Origin of the sequence: Lactobacillus sp. ESL0260, from assembly GCF_003692935.1 — a bacterium.
Lineage (GTDB): Bacteria > Bacillota > Bacilli > Lactobacillales > Lactobacillaceae > Lactobacillus > Lactobacillus melliventris.
On record NZ_REHO01000004.1, the window covers coordinates 51,667 to 68,866 of the forward strand.

The window sequence follows — 17,200 nt, forward strand, 5'->3', positions numbered from 1 at the left end:
AGCGGAAACTTATAATGATAGTAATTAAATCGTATAAGTAAAATATTACGAACATAGTTTGTGAAAGTGACCACTTTACCATAGTCCAAAACACTAGTATAATATAATATAACTAGTATATTCGCATTAAGGAGTGTTAAAAGTGGCTGAAACAAATATTGTAGTTATTGGCGGCGGCTATGGTGGTCTGTATACGACTAAGCATCTTGCCAAGAAATTAAAAAAGCGGCATGATATCAAAATCACGCTGATTGATAAAAATCCTTATATGACTATGATGACTTCACTTCATGAAGTTGCGGCTAACAGGGTAGAAGCCAAAAGTTTGAAATATGATCTGCAACGTTTATTTTCGCGGAGAAAAAATGTTGATGTTGTAACTGACAATGTTACCAAAATTGATCAATCTACTAAAAAAGTTATTGGCGATAACGGCAGTTATCCCTATGATTATGTCATATTAGCTATTGGTTCGCAGCCTAATGACTTTAATACTCCTGGTGTTAAAGAAAACGGCTTTGTTTTAGGCAATCTGGACGATGCAGAGCAACTACGTGACCACATTGATCTGATGGTTCATTTAGGTTCTAAAGAACGCGATCCTGAAAAGCGGGCACAGTATCTTAACTTTGTCGTTGTTGGTACCGGGTTTACTGGCACTGAAATGGCCGGTGAATTAAATTCTTGGCGTGGTGATTTAGCTAAAAAATATAACCTGCAAAAAGATGATATCAAGATAACCATGATGGAAATGGCACCAACGGTTATGAATATGCTTGATCGCTCTGATGCTGATAAGGCAGAAAAATATCTCTTAAAACAAGGTGTAGAAATTAAAGTCAATACCGGCGTTGTTGGTGTTCATGAAAATTATATTGATCTTAAAGATGGTTCAACATATCCGACCAGAACTTTAATTTGGACTGCTGGTGTTAAAGCTGTTGATACTGCTAAAAACTTTGGTTTTGAGACTGGCAGAGCTGGCAGAATTATAGTTAATGAATATTCCCAAATTCCAACTGATCCACATGTTTACGTCATAGGAGACGTTGCTCTTTATGATGCTAACGGCAGCGGCCGCGGTGAACCACAAGTGGTTCAAGGGGCTGAATCTGCTGGTAAGTGTGCTCTAAGAAATATTTTGAGTCAGATTAACGGCGGTGAACCCGTTAAGTTTAAAGGTACCTATTCAGGATTTATGGTTTCTTTAGGGCCTGCTTGGGGTGTGGCCTCTCTTGTTAATACTTTTCATCTGAGCGGCTTTTTCGCCATCTTAATGAAAGACATAGTGGACATGATTTACTTCATGGAAATCTATTCTGGTCATTATCTCTTTCATTATATTATGGATGAATGGTTCAGAATTAAGCGCCCAACTTTGTGGCGCGGCAATCTTAACCGGTATGGCAATGTCTTATGGACTGTACCTTTGAGAATTTACTTAGGCTTAATGTGGTTAGTAGACTGCTGGTATAAAGTTCAAGGCAGTGGTTCTTGGTTTACCAACAAATTGCAACTGCATTTTCCATGGCTTGTGCAAGCTGCAACTAGTGGTGCTTCACAAAAAGCTGCCGCTACTACAGCAGCAAGTGGCAAGGCAGCGACTTCTGCTGCTCCTGCACTATTTTCCCTAAACTATAACTATGGTCACTCACCAATGGCTGTTTTTGATAAAATGCCAAACTGGGTACAATCAATGACTAAAGTCATGATTCCTAACAAGGATGCGGCATTAGTTGCTCAAAAGACAATGACGTGTTTGGAAATTGCATTAGGAATTATGCTGGTTTTAGGATTATGCACGTGGTTTGCCGGTGGCATGAGTGCAATTTTTGTAGCTATTTTCTGTTTATCAGGAATGAACTATTGGGTAAATGTTTGGATGATATTTGCGGCAATAGCAGTTATGAACGGCTCTGGTAGAGCATTTGGTCTGGACATGTGGTTTGTTCCGTGGCTAGAAAAGAAGCTTACTAAGCTGAGATATGGTGTCTTGAAGCCAATTTATCATGTCGATAAAAACGGAGTAAAGAACTAACAATGGTAACTCTAAAAAGTCCTATGGTTTTATCTGTAAGACTTTTTTAGTTTTATTGTTAGTGAGGTAATACATGAAAATTTTAAAGAAGCTTAAACTTGGTGATTTTTTAATAATAGTAGTTTTATTAATCATTAGTTTTACTCCTTTTTATATGTTGCACAATCAGGAAAAAGCTGACGATCAAATTATAGGAATCGTCAAAATTAATAATCGTGAAGTGAAAAGACTTTCTTTGGCTAAAGATCAGAAATGGCGTTATCAAAAAAATGGTAGAATTAATATTGTACAAATAAAAAAGCACAAGATTCGGGTAATTGATGCCAATTGTAAGGATCAAGTATGTGTTAAAGAAGGCTGGAAAAGCGAAAGCGGGGATACAATAGTCTGTCTGCCACATAAATTTTTAATTGAGCTAAAAAATAAAAATCAAATTGACGATAATAAATAGATTTAAATATTATGACTGAAACAAATAATTATTTACGCACATATGTGTTTACAGGAATTCTATGCTCACAAGGAATTATTCTTAGTGTTGTTGAGCAAATGTTTCCTTCGCCCTTTTTCTTTGCACCTGGTGCCAGGCTTGGTTTAACTAATATTATAACGATGATCGCATTAATGATTTTACCTTTTAATAATTGTATTTTACTGACATTTTTGCGCCTGGTGCTAACTGCTCTGATGACAGGAGGTACTGGTACCTTTTTATTCGCTGCAGCAGGGTCATTTTTAAGTCTGTTTTTAATGAAATTATTTTTACCGCTGGTTCCCAGATTTATCAGCATAATGGGGGTATCAATTCTTGGCGGCGTATGTCATAATTTTGGTCAATTATTAATTGCAGCGCTGCTAGCACATAGTAAATATGTTTTATTGTATCTGCCTTTATTGACAGTATTCGGAATTCTTTCTGGAACAATAGTTGGTCTTGTCAGCAGCTACTTATTGCATTATGTTGATGCATTGAGTTTTATCAAAGGAATAATTAATAAAGGTAATTAACATGTCAAGGCTAGAAAAAGAGTTACAGCAAGTCCAAAATACAATTCAAAAAAATATCCGGACGCCAAAAGGTAAACTGGGAGAAGCAGTCAGATATGCGTTTTCTAAGCCTGGCAAGCAATTACGTCCTAGTTTCGTTCTATTATTTGGAGAAATGGGTGAAAGCAATAGGGAACAGAAATTAATTAATATTGCCGGTTCGATTGAAATACTGCACAATGCCACTCTAATTCATGACGATATCATTGATAATTCAAATGTTAGAAGAGGCAGGGCATCGGTTCAGGCTAAATATGGTAAAACTATAGCATTATATGCCGGAGACTTCTTATTTGCTTTGTCATTACAACTGCTAAGTGAAAACACTTCAAAGATAACGAACTTGCGTGCAAACGGCAGCACTATGCAAAAAATACTTGCAGGTGAAACCACTCAGTTTGGTAATGAATATGATATTACAATTACGGAAGAAGAATATCTTGAACAGATTCGGGGCAAAACTGCTAGTTTATTTGGTTATGCCTGCTATATTGGTGCTCTTGAAGGTGGACTTAGTAAAAGACTGGCCAGAAGTGCTCAGCAAGTAGGTCTGCTATTTGGTCAAGCATTTCAATTGCGGGATGATATATTGGATTACACCGCTTCTACTGCTGAATTAAAAAAGCCGGTATTATCAGATGTAGTTAACGGTGTTTATACTGGGCCGCTAATTTTTGCACTGAAAAAAGATTCTTCTGGTAAATTGAAAGATTTAGTGAAGAAGGGTAAGAAACTCAATTCTGCTCAGCTAGAGCAAATTGACCTTCTGGTGAGTGAATTAGGTGGAATTAGGCATGCACAAAATTTAGCAAATGACTTTACAAATAGCGCATTGGCGCTACTTGAGAAAAATTTTGCCGAGTATCCTGGATATGAAAAGGTCGCTGATATTGTCCGTAAAATGCTTACCAGAAATTGTTAATTATAAAAAAAGAGGTTGACTTAATGTTTGATATGACCTCCAAATTAGGAGTCAAAACAGTTCAACCTCTTTTATTTTGATGAAAATATTTAAAAGTTAGCTAAATTAATTGTTAATTTTAGATCTATGCCTTTTTAGGTTTACGAGTGAAACCAAATATGACTTGTAAAATCACCAGAACGCAGTAAGCCAGCAGCATGTAAACCAAAAGGCTAATGTCTGCTCTAGTGGAAGCAAACCAGTACCACTGATTCCCTTCAGTACTATAGATTAAATCAGCCAGACCTATTAAAGCTAGAATCAAAACATTAATAATTGCAAAAATCCATAAGTTGCCATTTTCATGTTTAGCAACATATATAATCGACCAGGCTGCTGACCATATTCCCCAAAGACCGGTAGCAGCAATTATAATCCAGTAAAAAACCGTAGCAAACATATTTATGCCTCCTCAATAATTCTATTTTACCATAAAGCTCACAAAATCACATGTTTATTTGGCACTATTTATGATGGTGATTAATCAACAATTTTTTCTAAGAATAAATTTAATAGAAAAGTCTTAAAGCTTTGCTAAAAATAATTGTAAATTTATCTTGACATGTTAATGTTCTTTTTTTATAATTCTAAGTATTAAATTAAATTTTGGGAGGTGATTTTAATGAAAGCTAAATATTTAAATATGCGAAGTAATGCTGAAAATATTATTGCCCAAAATTTAATTGCCTTGTTGTTGTCGCGTAGGACTTAGCTTGAATAGATTACTTCTAGTAATTTTACATGTTGAGCCCTTGTTTGCGTCTAATGAATGGGGCTTGATTAATAACTAATTTAAGCCTCATTCATTAAGTGAATGAGGTTTTTGGTTACCAAGCTATTTATAAGGAGAAAATGATGAATAAATTTTCAAAGAGAATGTTGCGTGTCCTGACGTTGGGAATGGCTGGCTTAGCGATAGCAGGCTGTTCAGTAGCAAAAAGCGGGGGAGGCAAGGGTACACACCAAGATAAAGATACAGTCAAGGTCGGGATTAATATTGAGTTGTCTGGTACTGCTGCCGGCTATGGCAGTGCCGAAAAACAAGGTATAGTTCTAGCCGCTTCTGAAATTAATAAGGCTGGTGGAATTAACGTCAATGGGCATAAGAAGAAGCTTAAGTTGCTTATCCGTGATAACAAGTCCTCAATTGCTACTTCGGCTTCAGTCGCTGCACAATTGGTAACCAAGGATAAAGTGGCTGCAGTTGTAGGGCCAGCTACTACTAACTGCGGTACGGCAGAAATTCCTAATGTTACCAAGGCTTCTGTTCCCTGCGTTAGTCCATCCGCAACTGATCCAAATTACACCAGACAGAAGAACGGCAAAGTGCAGCCTTATGCCTTTAGAGCTTGCTTTCAAGATACATTCCAGGGAAAGAGTGCAGCTAAGTTCGTCGACAATAAGTTGAAAGCCAAACGGGTAGCTGTCTATGCTGATAACTCAAGTGATTATGGTACAGGTTTAGCTAAAGCCTTCAAGGAAACTTATAAAGGCAAGATTGTAGACAGTCAAACATATTCTGCCGGTGATAAAGACTTCAACGCTGTTTTAACTTCATTTAAATCTAAGAAGATCGATGCTATTTATGTACCCGGCTATTACACAGAGCTTGGTTTGATCATAAAGCAAGCACGTCAGATGGGTCTAAAAGCTCCAATCGTTGGTGGTGACGGCATGTGTGATCCTAAATTAGTTCAAATAGCAGGTGCTAAAAATGCAACTAATATTTATTACACCACGCCATTTTCAACTAATGTAGCTGCTAAAAACCCAGATTCAAAAGCTGCTAAGTTTATCAAAGCATACAGAGCTCGTTACCATTCAGAAGCGCCAACGTTTTCAGCTTTAGCTTATGATGCAGTTTATTTAGTAAAAGCGGCGATTGAGCAACAAAAATCTGATGATTCCGTTAAAGTTGCTGCAGGTCTGGCTAAGATAAAAGACTTTGATGGTGTTACTGGTAGGATTACTATGGATAAGTTCCATAATCCTGAAATGCCAATCGCTATTGAAAAATTGACTAATGGTAAAGTAAGCGACTCATTTCGTGTTGAGTAAATAAAAATAAAAGGAGTGCTTAAATTTGCAAACAGTTTTACAGCAAATCATTAATGCCTTGTCACTGGGATCAATTTATGCCTTACTGGCATTAGGCTACAGCATGGTTTATGGCATTATTAACTTAATTAACTTTGCTCATGGCGATATTTATATGTTAGGTGCATTCTTTGCCTACTATGTGATTAATGCTTGGCATTTTAATTTTATTACAGCACTGCTTTCTGCAATGATTATTGGTGCAGTTTCCGGTGTAGTGATTGAATATTTTGCTTATCGACCACTACGTAAATCACCTCGAATAGCAGTATTGATTACGGCTATTGGCGTTTCGTTCTTACTGGAAAATGGTATGTCATATTTTGTAGGTTCAAATGCTCGTAGTTTTCCGCAAGTAATTGAACAGGTTAATTACAATATTGGTGGGGTACAGATTTCAAACGTTCAAATTTTGATTTTGGCTACTGCCTTGATTTTAATGGTTTCATTACAATTGATTATTCAAAAAACTAAGATGGGGCGGGCGATGCGTGCAGTTTCTGTCGATCCTGCTGCAGCTGAATTAGTTGGTGTTAATGTTAATCATACAATATCATTTACCTTCGCTTTAGGTTCTGCCTTAGCTGGGGCTGCAGGTATTTTAATTGGAATGTATTATAACCAAATTGATCCTTTAATGGGAATGACGCCTGGTATTAAGGCGTTTGTGGCTGCCGTTTTAGGTGGAATTGGTTCAGTACCTGGAGCTTCTCTTGGTGGCTTCTTAATCGGAATTTTAGAGACATTTTTCCAGTCAATTGGCTTGTCGGCATATAAAGATGCAGTCGTTTATCTGGTATTAATAGTTATTTTGCTTTTCTTACCTGCTGGCATTTTTGGCAAAAATACTAAAGAGAAGGTGTAGGTGGCAAAATGAAATCGAATTGGAAATACATTTTGTCGTGGCTGTTATTAATGGTAGGCGGATTTTACCTAATCAATACTTTGATAATGGTTGGCGTCATAGATGATTTTATTGAAAACATGCTGGTCACGATTGGAATAAATATTATCTTAGCAACTGGCTTGAACCTGATTATCGGCTTCAGTGGTCAATTTTCTCTTGGTCATGCAGGTTTTATGGCAATAGGAGCATACGCTACTGCAATTATTACTCAACGTATGAGTAGTGAAGCTGGCTTCTTAGTTTCAATGCTCGTAGGCGTACTTGTGGCTATTGTGATTGCAGCAATTATTGGGACGGCTACCTTCATTCGCTTAAAGGGTGATTATTTAGCAATTGCTACTTTAGGAGCAGCTGAGATTATTCGGAATGTCATTAATAATTTGAAAATTACTGGTGGAGCAGCCGGATTGTACAATATTCCGCAATTATGTTCATGGCCTACTGTTTATATTTTAGTTTGTGTAACTACAATTATCTTGACGAATTTTATTCGTTCGAAAAATGGTCGAGCAATTAAGGCTGTGCGGGAAGATGAAATAGCTGCTGAAGCAATGGGTATTAATACTACCAAATGGAAATTAGCTGCTTTTGTCTTAGGAGGAGCAACAGCTGCAATTGCCGGCAGTCTCCATGCTTCATTCTTACAAACAATCTCACCTTCAAACTTTGGCATTATGGAATCAATCTCTATATTAGTTATTGTTGTTTTGGGTGGTGTTGGCAGTATGACTGGCACATTTGTAGCAGCAATCGTTTTAGGAGTTTTAGACACCGTTTTACAAAGCTTTGGTGCATTAAGAATGGTGATCTATGCTATAGTTTTAATATTAATCATGATTTTCAAGCCATCGGGACTTTTAGGTAACTGGGAATTCTCCCTTAAAAATTTAACCCGCCACTTCGGTAAAAAGGAAAGGAGCTAGATATGCCACACTTATTAGATGTTGACCACGTAGTGCGAAAATTTGGTGGGTTGACTGCCGTTAATGATGTTTCACTTCATCTGGACAAGCATGAACTAGTTGCCTTGATTGGACCTAATGGTGCTGGTAAAACCACACTGTTCAACTTGCTAACCGGAATGGTGCAAGTCACTAGCGGAAAGATTAATTTACAAGTTGATGATAAAAATTATGATTTAACCCATAAAAGCGCTGTGCAAATTGCAGATTTAGGCTTGTCCCGGACATTTCAAAATATTCGCTTATTTAAAGACTTAACAGTAATGGATAATGTTTTAACTGCAATGACAAATGAATATAAAGAAAACTTTTTAACAACAGTTTTTCGCTTACCGAGTTTCTATAAAACCGAAAAAGAAATGAGGGCAGCCGCCCAAAAATTACTGGCAATTTTTGATTTGACAGAAAATGAACAAACTCTAGCTAAGAACTTGCCCTACGGGACGCAAAGACGTCTAGAGATAGTTCGGGCATTAGCAACACATCCGCAGATTCTTTTCTTGGATGAACCGGCGGCGGGGATGAACCCTGAAGAAACGGCAGATTTAACTAACCTTATTAAGTATATTCAAAAAGAATTTCAAATCACGGTTTTGCTAATTGAACACGATATGTCTTTGGTCATGAACCTGGCGGAAAGGATCTACGTACTTGATCAAGGTGAAATACTGGCTACCGGATCACCTGAAGAAATCAAAGCAAATCCTAAAGTTATAGAAGCATATCTAGGAGAGGGTGATGACTAGATGGCAATGTTAGAAGTTCGTGACCTGTCTGTAAATTATGGTGTTATTCAGGCTGTCAAGAATGTCAGCTTTGAAATTAACCAGGGTGAAATTGTAACCCTGATTGGTGCAAATGGTGCCGGTAAATCAACTATTGTTAAAACCATTTCTGGTTTACTTAAACCTAAAAGCGGTCAAATTTTTTACCTTGGAAAAGAAATAGATCATAAAAGTGCACCACAAATTGTGAGTGCAGGCATTTCACAAGTAGCTGAGGGTCGTCATATCTTTGCTGGCATGACTGTAATGGAAAACCTGCAAATGGGTGCATTCTTACAAAAAAATCATGACGAAGTTTCTAAAACGTATAAAGAGATTTTTGAGCGTTTCCCAATTTTACAAAAAAGACGAAGTCAGGATGCTGCCACTTTATCTGGTGGTGAACAGCAAATGTTGGCAATGGGGCGTGCCTTAATGGCTAAGCCTAAATTGTTACTACTTGATGAGCCTTCAATGGGTTTATCACCCTTATATATTCAAGAAATTTTTAAAATTATTAAAGAACTAAACGAAAAAGGTACGACTATTTTGTTAATTGAACAAAATGCTAAACAAGCATTGTCAATTGCAGATCGGGGCTATGTGTTGGCTACCGGTGTAGTGCAATTAAGTGGTACCGGTCAAGAACTATTAGCTAACCCAGAGGTGCAGAAAGTATACTTTGGTGGCTAGTACATAATAAAACTGTTGTAATGACTGTGAGAGTAATTCATTATTAAGTCACACGTTCAAACGCATAAAGTTTACTTAAAATTCTGAGGAGGTAATTTTGATGACAACGAAATATTTAAACAAACAAAACAATATTAATATCTTTCAAATTCAGAATTTAGTTGCCTTGTTGTTGGAGCGCAGGACTTAACGTGTATGAATTACATTATGTAATTTAAAAGCAGTTAAGCCCTAGTTTGCGTGTCAATGATTGGGGTTTAACTAATTAATAATTTGAGCCTCATTCATTGAATTGAATGAGGCTTTTTGGTTGGCATTTTAATTAATTTTAGAGAGTAAAGGAACTAAAAGATGGATAATATTAGTGGTATTAAAAAAGTAATGAGTGTTGTTGTTACTGGTGTGGCGGCTTTCATGCTGGCAGGCTGTACTGTAGCCAAAAGTAGTGGCAGTACTGGTACTAAACAGGATAATAAAACTGTCAAGATTGGCGTTAACATGGAATTGTCTGGAGCTGCAGCTGGCTATGGCAATGCTCAAAAGCAGGGAATTGAACTAGCCGTTAGTGAAATTAATAAAAAGGGCGGCATTGACGTTAACGGTCAAAAGAAGAAAATTAAGCTCATTGTGCGTGATAATAAAACAGCTATTGCCACGTCTGCTTCCGTTGCGGCTCAATTAACTAATAAAGATAAAGTTGCGGCAATCGTGGGACCGGCCACTACCAATGCGGGTACAGCCGAAATACCTAATATTACTAAAGCAAAAGTGCCAAGTGTCAGTCCTTCAGCGACAGATCCGAATTACACTTTACAAAAGAATGGCAAAGTACAGCCATTTGTTTTTAGAGCATGCTACCAAAATAACTTTCAAGGTAGCAGTGCTGTCAAGTTTGTAATGAATAACGTTAAGGCAAAAAGAGTAGCCGTTTACAGTGATAACTCAAGTGATTACGGCAATGGTCTGGCTAAAGCATTTAAGAAAGCATATAAAGGTAAAATTGTTGATAGTCAAACTTTTTCAGAAGGTGACAAGGACTTTAACGCTGTTTTAACTTCGTTTAAAGCAAAGAAGGTTGATGCTATTTATGTTCCTGGTTATTACACTGAAGTGGGTTTAATCATTAAACAAGCACGTCAAATCGGAATTAAAGTGCCAATTATTGGCAGCGATGGCATGGCTGATCCGAAACTGGCTCAGATAGCTGGAGCTAAAAACGCAAGCAGAATCTACTACACAACACCATTTTCAACTCAAGTAGCTGCTAAAGATCCGACAGCTTCTAAATTTATGCAGAATTTTAAGAAGCGTTACCATGAAGAAGCACCAACCTTTTCAGCTTTAGCTTATGATGCTGTATATATGATCAAGGAAGCAATTGAAAATGAAAAATCTGATGATTCAGCCAAAATTGCTAAAGGGTTAAGCAATATTCAAAACTTCATTGGCGTAACCGGCAAAATTAATGTTGATAAAAACCATAATCCTGAAAAGCCACTAGCAGTAGAGGAATTAATCAACGGTAAAGTAGGGAAAACTTTTAAAACTGAATAATTTTGTTGAAAAAATAATAAAAGGCCCACATTTGTGATGTGAGCCTTTTTGTTTTCAAAATATTAACCCTATGGAAATTAGTAATTCAGACTTAAAACCTGGTATTTTCAATAATCGTATAATCTCGTTGATCGTATCGGTTGCGACTAATCGAATATTCAATAGGTTTGCCATTAGTTAACCAGACAATTTGTTCCAGTTCAAGCATAGGGTCATCTTTCTTAGCGGCCAGATATTTCTGATCATATTCATCAGACTTAGTAGCTTTGATTTTGCGATACGCATGACCAAATTTTAGCTTTAATTTTTGGTGGATGTAGTTATATATGGATGAATGCAAAATATCAGTATTTAAGTTGGGAACTAAATTGACTGGCATATAAGTATGCTCAATGACAAGAGGATTATCATCTACAAGTCTTAGGCGAATGATATTATAAACCGGTTCAGAGCTAGTTAAATTAAGGTTTTTTTGAATTTGCTTATTAGGGAAACCAACAGAGAACTTAATAATTTTACTTTTAATATTATCTGCTTTCATCAATTCCATTAAGCCGGTAAACACATTGGCCGGAGAATCAATTTTACTGCGAATAGGGATAGCACTCGATACAAAAGTGCCTAAACCAGACTGCTTATAAATTATCCCTTTTCTCTCCAAGCCGTCTAAAGCTTTTTTGACGGTTAATCGACTAACTCCTAGTTCATTAGCCAAAGCTTGTTGATTAGGTAATAAATCCCCAGCTTGATAGGTACCAGCTTTAATTCTACTAACAATAGTTTGGACAACTCCTAAATATTTTGCCTTTGCCATCCTTTAGTCACCACTATTCTTAAAATTTTTTGATTTTTATCATAAAAAAGATGTCACATTTAATTTTAGCATTATTTGTGACATCTTTTTACTTATTTATTTGTTACTTGTTCTTGTTCTTGCATTAATAACATTTTATCGTACTTCTTTGCAAACGGCCAATAGATGGCTGTCGAAATTAGTAATGTGCAGGCCTGCCAAATTGCCATCTTCCAACCGCCTATTAAGAATCCGGAAATAACTGCCGGTGTTGTCCACGGTGCCGCTACTCCGTTAAGAGGAGGTACAATTCCCAATTTGATTACGAAATATGTTGAAGCTGCCACTATTACTGGCGTTAAGAAAAATGGCACAGCCAGCATAGGATTCATCACGATTGGTATACCAAACAAGAATGGTTCATTAATATTAAAAATACCAGGAACTAGTTCCAGTTTACCAATTGATTTTAGTTGTTCAGATCTTGCTGCTACTAAACAAAATACGATCAAGCCAATTGTTATTCCTGAACCGGTCAGGTTAATGAAGTTGTTATAAAACTCATTGGTAACAATGTGGGCACCATTGGCAAATGTCAATTTTCCTGCCGCAAATAGTCGAGCATTGTCAGCAGTATTGGCTTGTAGCATTGGTGCAACTAAAGAACCCATGATCAAGCCACCATGAACTCCAAAGAACCAGAAGAAAGGAACTAAAAATCCGATTGCCAGCGCTCCACCGAATGAATCTGATATTCCTTGTAGTGGGATTTGTAATGTGTTGTAAATCCAATTTAAAAAGTCAGTATGTGCAAATGAACTAAAGCCAGCGAAAATTAACATTGCTCCGGTGAGAATAATTCCGGCTGGAATCATTGCAGTAAACTGATTGGATACTGCGGGTGGGACAGATTCGGGCATCTTAATAGTCCAGCCGGCTTTCATAATTTTGCTGTAAATCCAGCCAACAAGTAATCCGATAATGATAGCGGCAATCATGCCGTCACCACCGAGCCATTTGGTATTAATAACGCCAGTAACCGGTGACTGTAAAAATGCTTGTAAAGCATGTGGTAATTTGTCAATATTTTCAGTCACAGCCTTACCAGTCATGACTGTGGCATTGCCGTTAGTAATTCCGCCAGCCAAAGCAGCTTTGAGGGGATTATCTATACTTAAATTCTGTAACATGATAAATACAGCTGCAGAAGTTAAGGCAGGTGCTAAAGGTTCAAACTTTTCGTTTTTAACGTAGACATAAGCTATACCAATAGCTGCCCATAAACCCATCAACTGAAAAGTAGTGTTATTTGCCTGGGCAAAGAAAGCACCCCAGCCTGATGCATTAATTGCATTAGCAACTGCAGGGATTGGAATATTGCCGAGAATTAAAAATATCGACCCAATAATGATAAACGGTAGTGAATAGACCATACCATTTTGTAAGGCAACTATTGCTTTAGTGTTAACGAATTTCATTATTGGAGGCAATATCTTTTTGTTAATAAAGGCACTGAAACCTGATTTTTCTTGATTAGCCATTATAATTCATCTCCATTATTTTTAAATGTTTTTTGAAACCAATAAAATGATTTTTTGGGTATTCTTTTTAAATCTTTTATATCATGATTTGATCTATTGACGTAAACCGCCCCGTAGCGCTTTTCCATATCGCCCTGAGAGCTGGGAATATCTATTAACCCCCAGCCTAAATACCCTAAAACTTGAGCACCATCTAAAAAAATTGCATCTTTCATAGCCTTGATGTGCTCTTGGTGATAGTCAATACGCTGATCATCCTGAATCATGTGTTGCCCGTCCCACTTTTCTCTGAGGCCAATGCCATTTTCAATAGGAAAAATCGGGATATGGTAGTGATTGTACATAGTAGTGATCGCATTTCTAAAACCAAGGGGGTCAATTGTCCAGCCCCATTCATTCGTCTTAACGTATTTTGCCGGTACACCACCTTGTAATAAGTAGCGGTTAGGTGCTTCGCCTTTTGGAAGATGATCACTTGACAACACCCATGAAGAATAATAAGAAAAAGCGAGGAAATCAGCTTGTGCCTTTTTCATATCAGCTATGTCTTCTTCAGTTATGTCCATATTAATGTCATTATTTTTAGCATATTGTAGGACTTCTGGGGAGTACCCCCGACCCGTATCAGCATCATAAATATTAAAATTTAAAAATTCTTGCACTTGTTTAGCTGCCCAAACATCTTCGGGCTTGCTGGTCTGCGGGTAAATTTGTTGGTAGGCTAACATACCGCCAATCTTGACATCAGTAAAGTTTTCATGAATGTAGTTAGCTAACTTTATATGACACATCATTGTGTGGTGAAAAATGGTATACATGTCAGATAAGCTTTTATCGCCATTTTGGTATCCAGAAATATTGAAGGCTTGGTCTTGGAAATATAAGTTATGTTCATTGAATACAATCCAGTATTTAACGCGATCAGAGAAATGATCAATCATTTTTTTGCCAAATCTGATAAAAGCATTAACAACATGTTTTGAAATAAAACCATTGTATGCTTGAGCTAATTTAAGCGGCATATCAAAATGATAGAGACAGACCATTGGCTCAATTCCGCGCTCAAGCATAGCGTCAATTAAATGATCATAAAATTCTATGCCTTTCTCATTAAATGGACCATCTCCGTTTGGACAAACTCGTGACCATGAAATTTGAATACGATACATATTCATATTCATTTCTTTCATGATATCGAGGTCTTCTTTATATCTATGGTATTCATCGATTGCTACATGCCAATCTGACGTGTTGGCAGAAGGCTGACGAATATCATAGACTGATAAACCTTTTCCATCTTCGTTCCAAGCACCTTCAGTTTGCATACTTGAAACAGAATTTCCCCAAAAAAAGCTTTTTGGCAACTTTCTTTGTTCTTTCATTCAGTCGCACTCCTTTTATGTAAGTGTTTACAAATTACGAATAAAGTATATATCTTTAAAATGATAAAATCAATATTTTATTTATAAAAATATATACTTAAAAGTAAAATAAAAAATACTTCGAAAAAATTTCGAAGTATTAAATAGCAGTTATTAAAGCTTTTGTGCTACTACTGAAAAAATTAATGGCACTTGCGGTAAATTTGTTGGCTGTATCCAGCCTTCTTGGTCTTTATCATAGATTAATGAAGGTAAAGACTGCCAATCACTAACCTGGTATTCTCCGACATTTTTAATAGTCAAACCGGCATTAATTAATGTATTAATAATTTCTGCAAAATCATGCGCCCAATTATGATTAGTTTGATGTTTAATTTTTCCAGTAGAATTTGGGGTATATGAAGCATCTGATTCATAGGTATTTTCAGTGCCACTAAAGTAATTAAACTTAATTTCCAGTCCAGCATTATCCAGTGCAAACAGTAGTGGATGATTATCGCGAATCATAAAAATACCACCGGGCGCTAACAATTGCGCAATTGATTGTGCCCAAGACTTTAGTTCCGGTAGCCAGGTAATCGTACCGGCACTGGTTACGATTATATCAAATTTACCTGTTTTTTCTGGTAAAGCTTTTGCGGCATAACGGGCGTCACCTTCTACATAGGTGATTGGAGTATTAGCCTCATTAGCTAGCTTGCGAGCATATTTTAAAGCTACAGGTGAAAAGTCAAGGCCATATACATCTTTAGCACCTAGACGTGCCCAGCTAAGAGTATCATCACCAATGTGGCATTGCAGATGAAGTAGTCGTTTGTTTTTAACCGTATTATGAGATAAGTATGGCTTGAGTACGGCGAAGTCACGCTTAACAGTTGTAGTAACAGCACCTTTATCTTTAACAAACTGAGTGAGATCGCCATAGCCACCATTTGCATGTACAACAGCACGGTCATTCCAGTTGTTTAAATTGTCAGTGATTTCCGAGTGCTCATTTTCTAATTGCATAAATTTTCTCCTATAATTAAAGAAAATACTACAGTTTCAGTTTGTCATATGAAACAATTTTCATTTCTTTATCCGTCATATTCATTATGGTAATTGAAGCGTTACGAGGCCGCTTTTTAATTTCAAAATCGCCGTAGCGATCAGCAATGCTGTGGATGGTAAAGCCATGAGTAACAAGTAAGATATTTTCTGCGCCATCTAACTGGCTGATTAATTTAAAACCCTTATCTAGTCTTTGCCAATACTCATGGGCATTCTCAGCGTCATGAAACGGGTCAGCTTCTTTAATCCAATCTTTAACAGTGTCTAGTGATTCGTTTTTAAGCATTTCTGTGTGGCTCGTGTAACCATGAGGGCCACTAATCATTTGCCAGGCAGCATCCGAATCCATACCTTCAAAATAGCCGTAAAAATGCTCACGGAAAAATGGGGTGGCAATGTGCTGAATTTCATCATGATTAATGTTGTGCTTAATAATAATATCGCAAGTATCACTTGCTCTCTTAAGATCACTTGACAAGGCAATATCAAAAGGAATGTCTTTCAAAACTTTTCCCACTTGTTCTGCGCCTGCTATTCCTTTTTCTGTTAGTGGTGTGTCACACCAGCCCTGCATTTTGTTATAGCGATTAATATAGGTTTCACCGTGACGCACAATATATATTCTTTTCATTTTACTCCTCGCAAATTTTTAACTTATTTCCCGTATAATTTTTCAACCTTGGCAACATCAACGGGTTCAATTGAGTAGAGCGAACCAGTTGGATACATTACCGAAACGCCATTATTATGTTTAAGACCTATTGCATGTCCCAATTCATGTTCAACAGTATTAAGAATGCGTTGATACGTATAATTATATGGTGAGAAATTTTGTAAATAATAAATGTTTAGCCTGGTTAAAGCAGAGTACATAATCCCGGTTTTAACGTAATAATGAAAGGTAGTATAACCGGCATAGTTCGTGTTGGGACTGTAAATCTGCTCTATCACAATCTTAGCATTTTTCTTGCTTTTAGCTTGGGTAAAAGTAAAGGCTTTAGTATCATTCCATGCTTTAATCGCGTCATTAGTAGCGGAAATCAGTTCTTGATTATCATTAAGATCAATGTAGACCGAAGCTGTGGGCTTTTTCCAGCGCCAAGAAGTTGCAACAGCGACATGCTTCTTTTTACTTTTTTTACTTTTTTTCTTTTTAGCCTTTTTAGCATAAACAGTCTGCGAAGGCCAGTTAGTTAAAGGGTTATCAGCAACGGGAGTTATTGCACTTCCAATTGTCAGAATTGCAACTAGTGCACACGCTAATTTAGAGAAAAAATGACGAAAATTTTTCATACTTTAATCACTCCATTATCTTACATTATATAAGAAAAATGGTGAAAGTATCATATTTTACTAACTTTAGCATATTAAATTATAGTCATAAACTGCCTAAATTATCTTAATTTCCCCT

The 17,200-nt window shown here is 36.8% G+C and carries 17 protein-coding genes; 10 read left to right on the forward strand and 7 right to left on the reverse strand.

Annotation, left to right across the window (positions count from 1 at the left end):
- Positions 1-142: 142 nt before the first annotated feature.
- The 4 genes from F5ESL0260_RS01150 (at position 143) to F5ESL0260_RS01165 (ending at position 4,007) form a co-directional block, all read left to right on the forward strand.
- Positions 143-2,038 (forward strand): FAD-dependent oxidoreductase, encoded by a 1,896-nt coding sequence (locus F5ESL0260_RS01150; RefSeq protein ID WP_122025565.1) that lies wholly within the window; start codon positions 143-145, stop codon positions 2,036-2,038.
- Between the two features lie 73 nt (positions 2,039-2,111).
- A complete protein-coding gene (locus F5ESL0260_RS01155) occupies positions 2,112-2,489 on the forward strand; it encodes a NusG domain II-containing protein (protein ID WP_046324196.1) in 378 nt (125 codons plus the stop codon).
- A gap of 11 nt (positions 2,490-2,500) precedes the next feature.
- Positions 2,501-3,046 (forward strand): Gx transporter family protein, encoded by a 546-nt coding sequence (locus tag F5ESL0260_RS01160; protein WP_046324197.1) that lies wholly within the window; start codon positions 2,501-2,503, stop codon positions 3,044-3,046.
- A gap of 1 nt (position 3,047) precedes the next feature.
- Positions 3,048-4,007: a polyprenyl synthetase family protein gene (locus tag F5ESL0260_RS01165; protein WP_110445504.1), complete on the forward strand. Its 960-nt coding sequence runs from the start codon at positions 3,048-3,050 to the stop codon at positions 4,005-4,007.
- Between the two features lie 124 nt (positions 4,008-4,131).
- Here F5ESL0260_RS01165 and F5ESL0260_RS01170 read toward each other — a convergent pair whose 3' ends face one another.
- Complete coding sequence (locus tag F5ESL0260_RS01170) at positions 4,132-4,446, reverse strand: hypothetical protein (RefSeq protein WP_046324199.1); 315 nt, start codon at positions 4,444-4,446, stop codon at positions 4,132-4,134.
- Positions 4,447-4,898: 452 nt separating this feature from the next.
- Between F5ESL0260_RS01170 and F5ESL0260_RS01175 the strand changes: the two genes are divergently transcribed.
- From F5ESL0260_RS01175 to F5ESL0260_RS01200, 6 genes are all read left to right on the forward strand, one after another.
- Entirely contained in the window at positions 4,899-6,104 is a 1,206-nt protein-coding gene (locus tag F5ESL0260_RS01175; protein WP_370448572.1) for an ABC transporter substrate-binding protein, read from the forward strand.
- A 25-nt stretch (positions 6,105-6,129) separates the two neighbouring features.
- The gene (locus F5ESL0260_RS01180) at positions 6,130-7,008 is read left to right on the forward strand and encodes a branched-chain amino acid ABC transporter permease (protein ID WP_110445506.1); all 879 of its coding nucleotides are present in this window, start codon (positions 6,130-6,132) and stop codon (positions 7,006-7,008) included.
- Between the two features lie 8 nt (positions 7,009-7,016).
- Positions 7,017-7,973: a branched-chain amino acid ABC transporter permease gene (locus F5ESL0260_RS01185; protein ID WP_122025567.1), complete on the forward strand. Its 957-nt coding sequence runs from the start codon at positions 7,017-7,019 to the stop codon at positions 7,971-7,973.
- Between the two features lie 2 nt (positions 7,974-7,975).
- Positions 7,976-8,758 (forward strand): ABC transporter ATP-binding protein, encoded by a 783-nt coding sequence (locus F5ESL0260_RS01190; RefSeq protein ID WP_110445508.1) that lies wholly within the window; start codon positions 7,976-7,978, stop codon positions 8,756-8,758.
- On the forward strand, positions 8,759-9,469 hold the full coding sequence (locus F5ESL0260_RS01195) for an ABC transporter ATP-binding protein (protein WP_110445509.1): 711 nt from the start codon (positions 8,759-8,761) through the stop codon (positions 9,467-9,469). It abuts the gene before it with no gap.
- Positions 9,470-9,820: 351 nt separating this feature from the next.
- Complete coding sequence (locus tag F5ESL0260_RS01200) at positions 9,821-11,023, forward strand: ABC transporter substrate-binding protein (RefSeq protein ID WP_370448573.1); 1,203 nt, start codon at positions 9,821-9,823, stop codon at positions 11,021-11,023.
- 91 nt (positions 11,024-11,114) lie between these two features.
- Here the strand turns inward: F5ESL0260_RS01200 and F5ESL0260_RS01205 are convergent, their stop codons facing one another.
- The 6 genes from F5ESL0260_RS01205 to F5ESL0260_RS01230 form a co-directional block, all read right to left on the reverse strand.
- Entirely contained in the window at positions 11,115-11,837 is a 723-nt protein-coding gene (locus F5ESL0260_RS01205; protein WP_122025568.1) for a GntR family transcriptional regulator, read from the reverse strand.
- A gap of 92 nt (positions 11,838-11,929) precedes the next feature.
- The gene (locus tag F5ESL0260_RS01210) at positions 11,930-13,357 is read right to left on the reverse strand and encodes a PTS sugar transporter subunit IIC (RefSeq protein ID WP_122025569.1); all 1,428 of its coding nucleotides are present in this window, start codon (positions 13,355-13,357) and stop codon (positions 11,930-11,932) included.
- Positions 13,357-14,739, reverse strand: coding sequence for a glycoside hydrolase family 1 protein (locus F5ESL0260_RS01215; RefSeq protein WP_122025570.1), 1,383 nt, complete (start codon positions 14,737-14,739; stop codon positions 13,357-13,359). Before F5ESL0260_RS01215 ends, F5ESL0260_RS01210 begins: the two co-directional genes overlap by 1 nt.
- A 153-nt stretch (positions 14,740-14,892) precedes the next feature.
- Positions 14,893-15,747 (reverse strand): bifunctional 2-polyprenyl-6-hydroxyphenol methylase/3-demethylubiquinol 3-O-methyltransferase UbiG, encoded by an 855-nt coding sequence (locus tag F5ESL0260_RS01220; RefSeq protein WP_122025571.1) that lies wholly within the window; start codon positions 15,745-15,747, stop codon positions 14,893-14,895.
- A gap of 28 nt (positions 15,748-15,775) precedes the next feature.
- Entirely contained in the window at positions 15,776-16,420 is a 645-nt protein-coding gene (locus tag F5ESL0260_RS01225; RefSeq protein ID WP_122025572.1) for a histidine phosphatase family protein, read from the reverse strand.
- Between the two features lie 23 nt (positions 16,421-16,443).
- Positions 16,444-17,082: a matrixin family metalloprotease gene (locus tag F5ESL0260_RS01230; RefSeq protein WP_110445515.1), complete on the reverse strand. Its 639-nt coding sequence runs from the start codon at positions 17,080-17,082 to the stop codon at positions 16,444-16,446.
- Between the last annotated feature and the right edge of the window lie 118 nt (positions 17,083-17,200).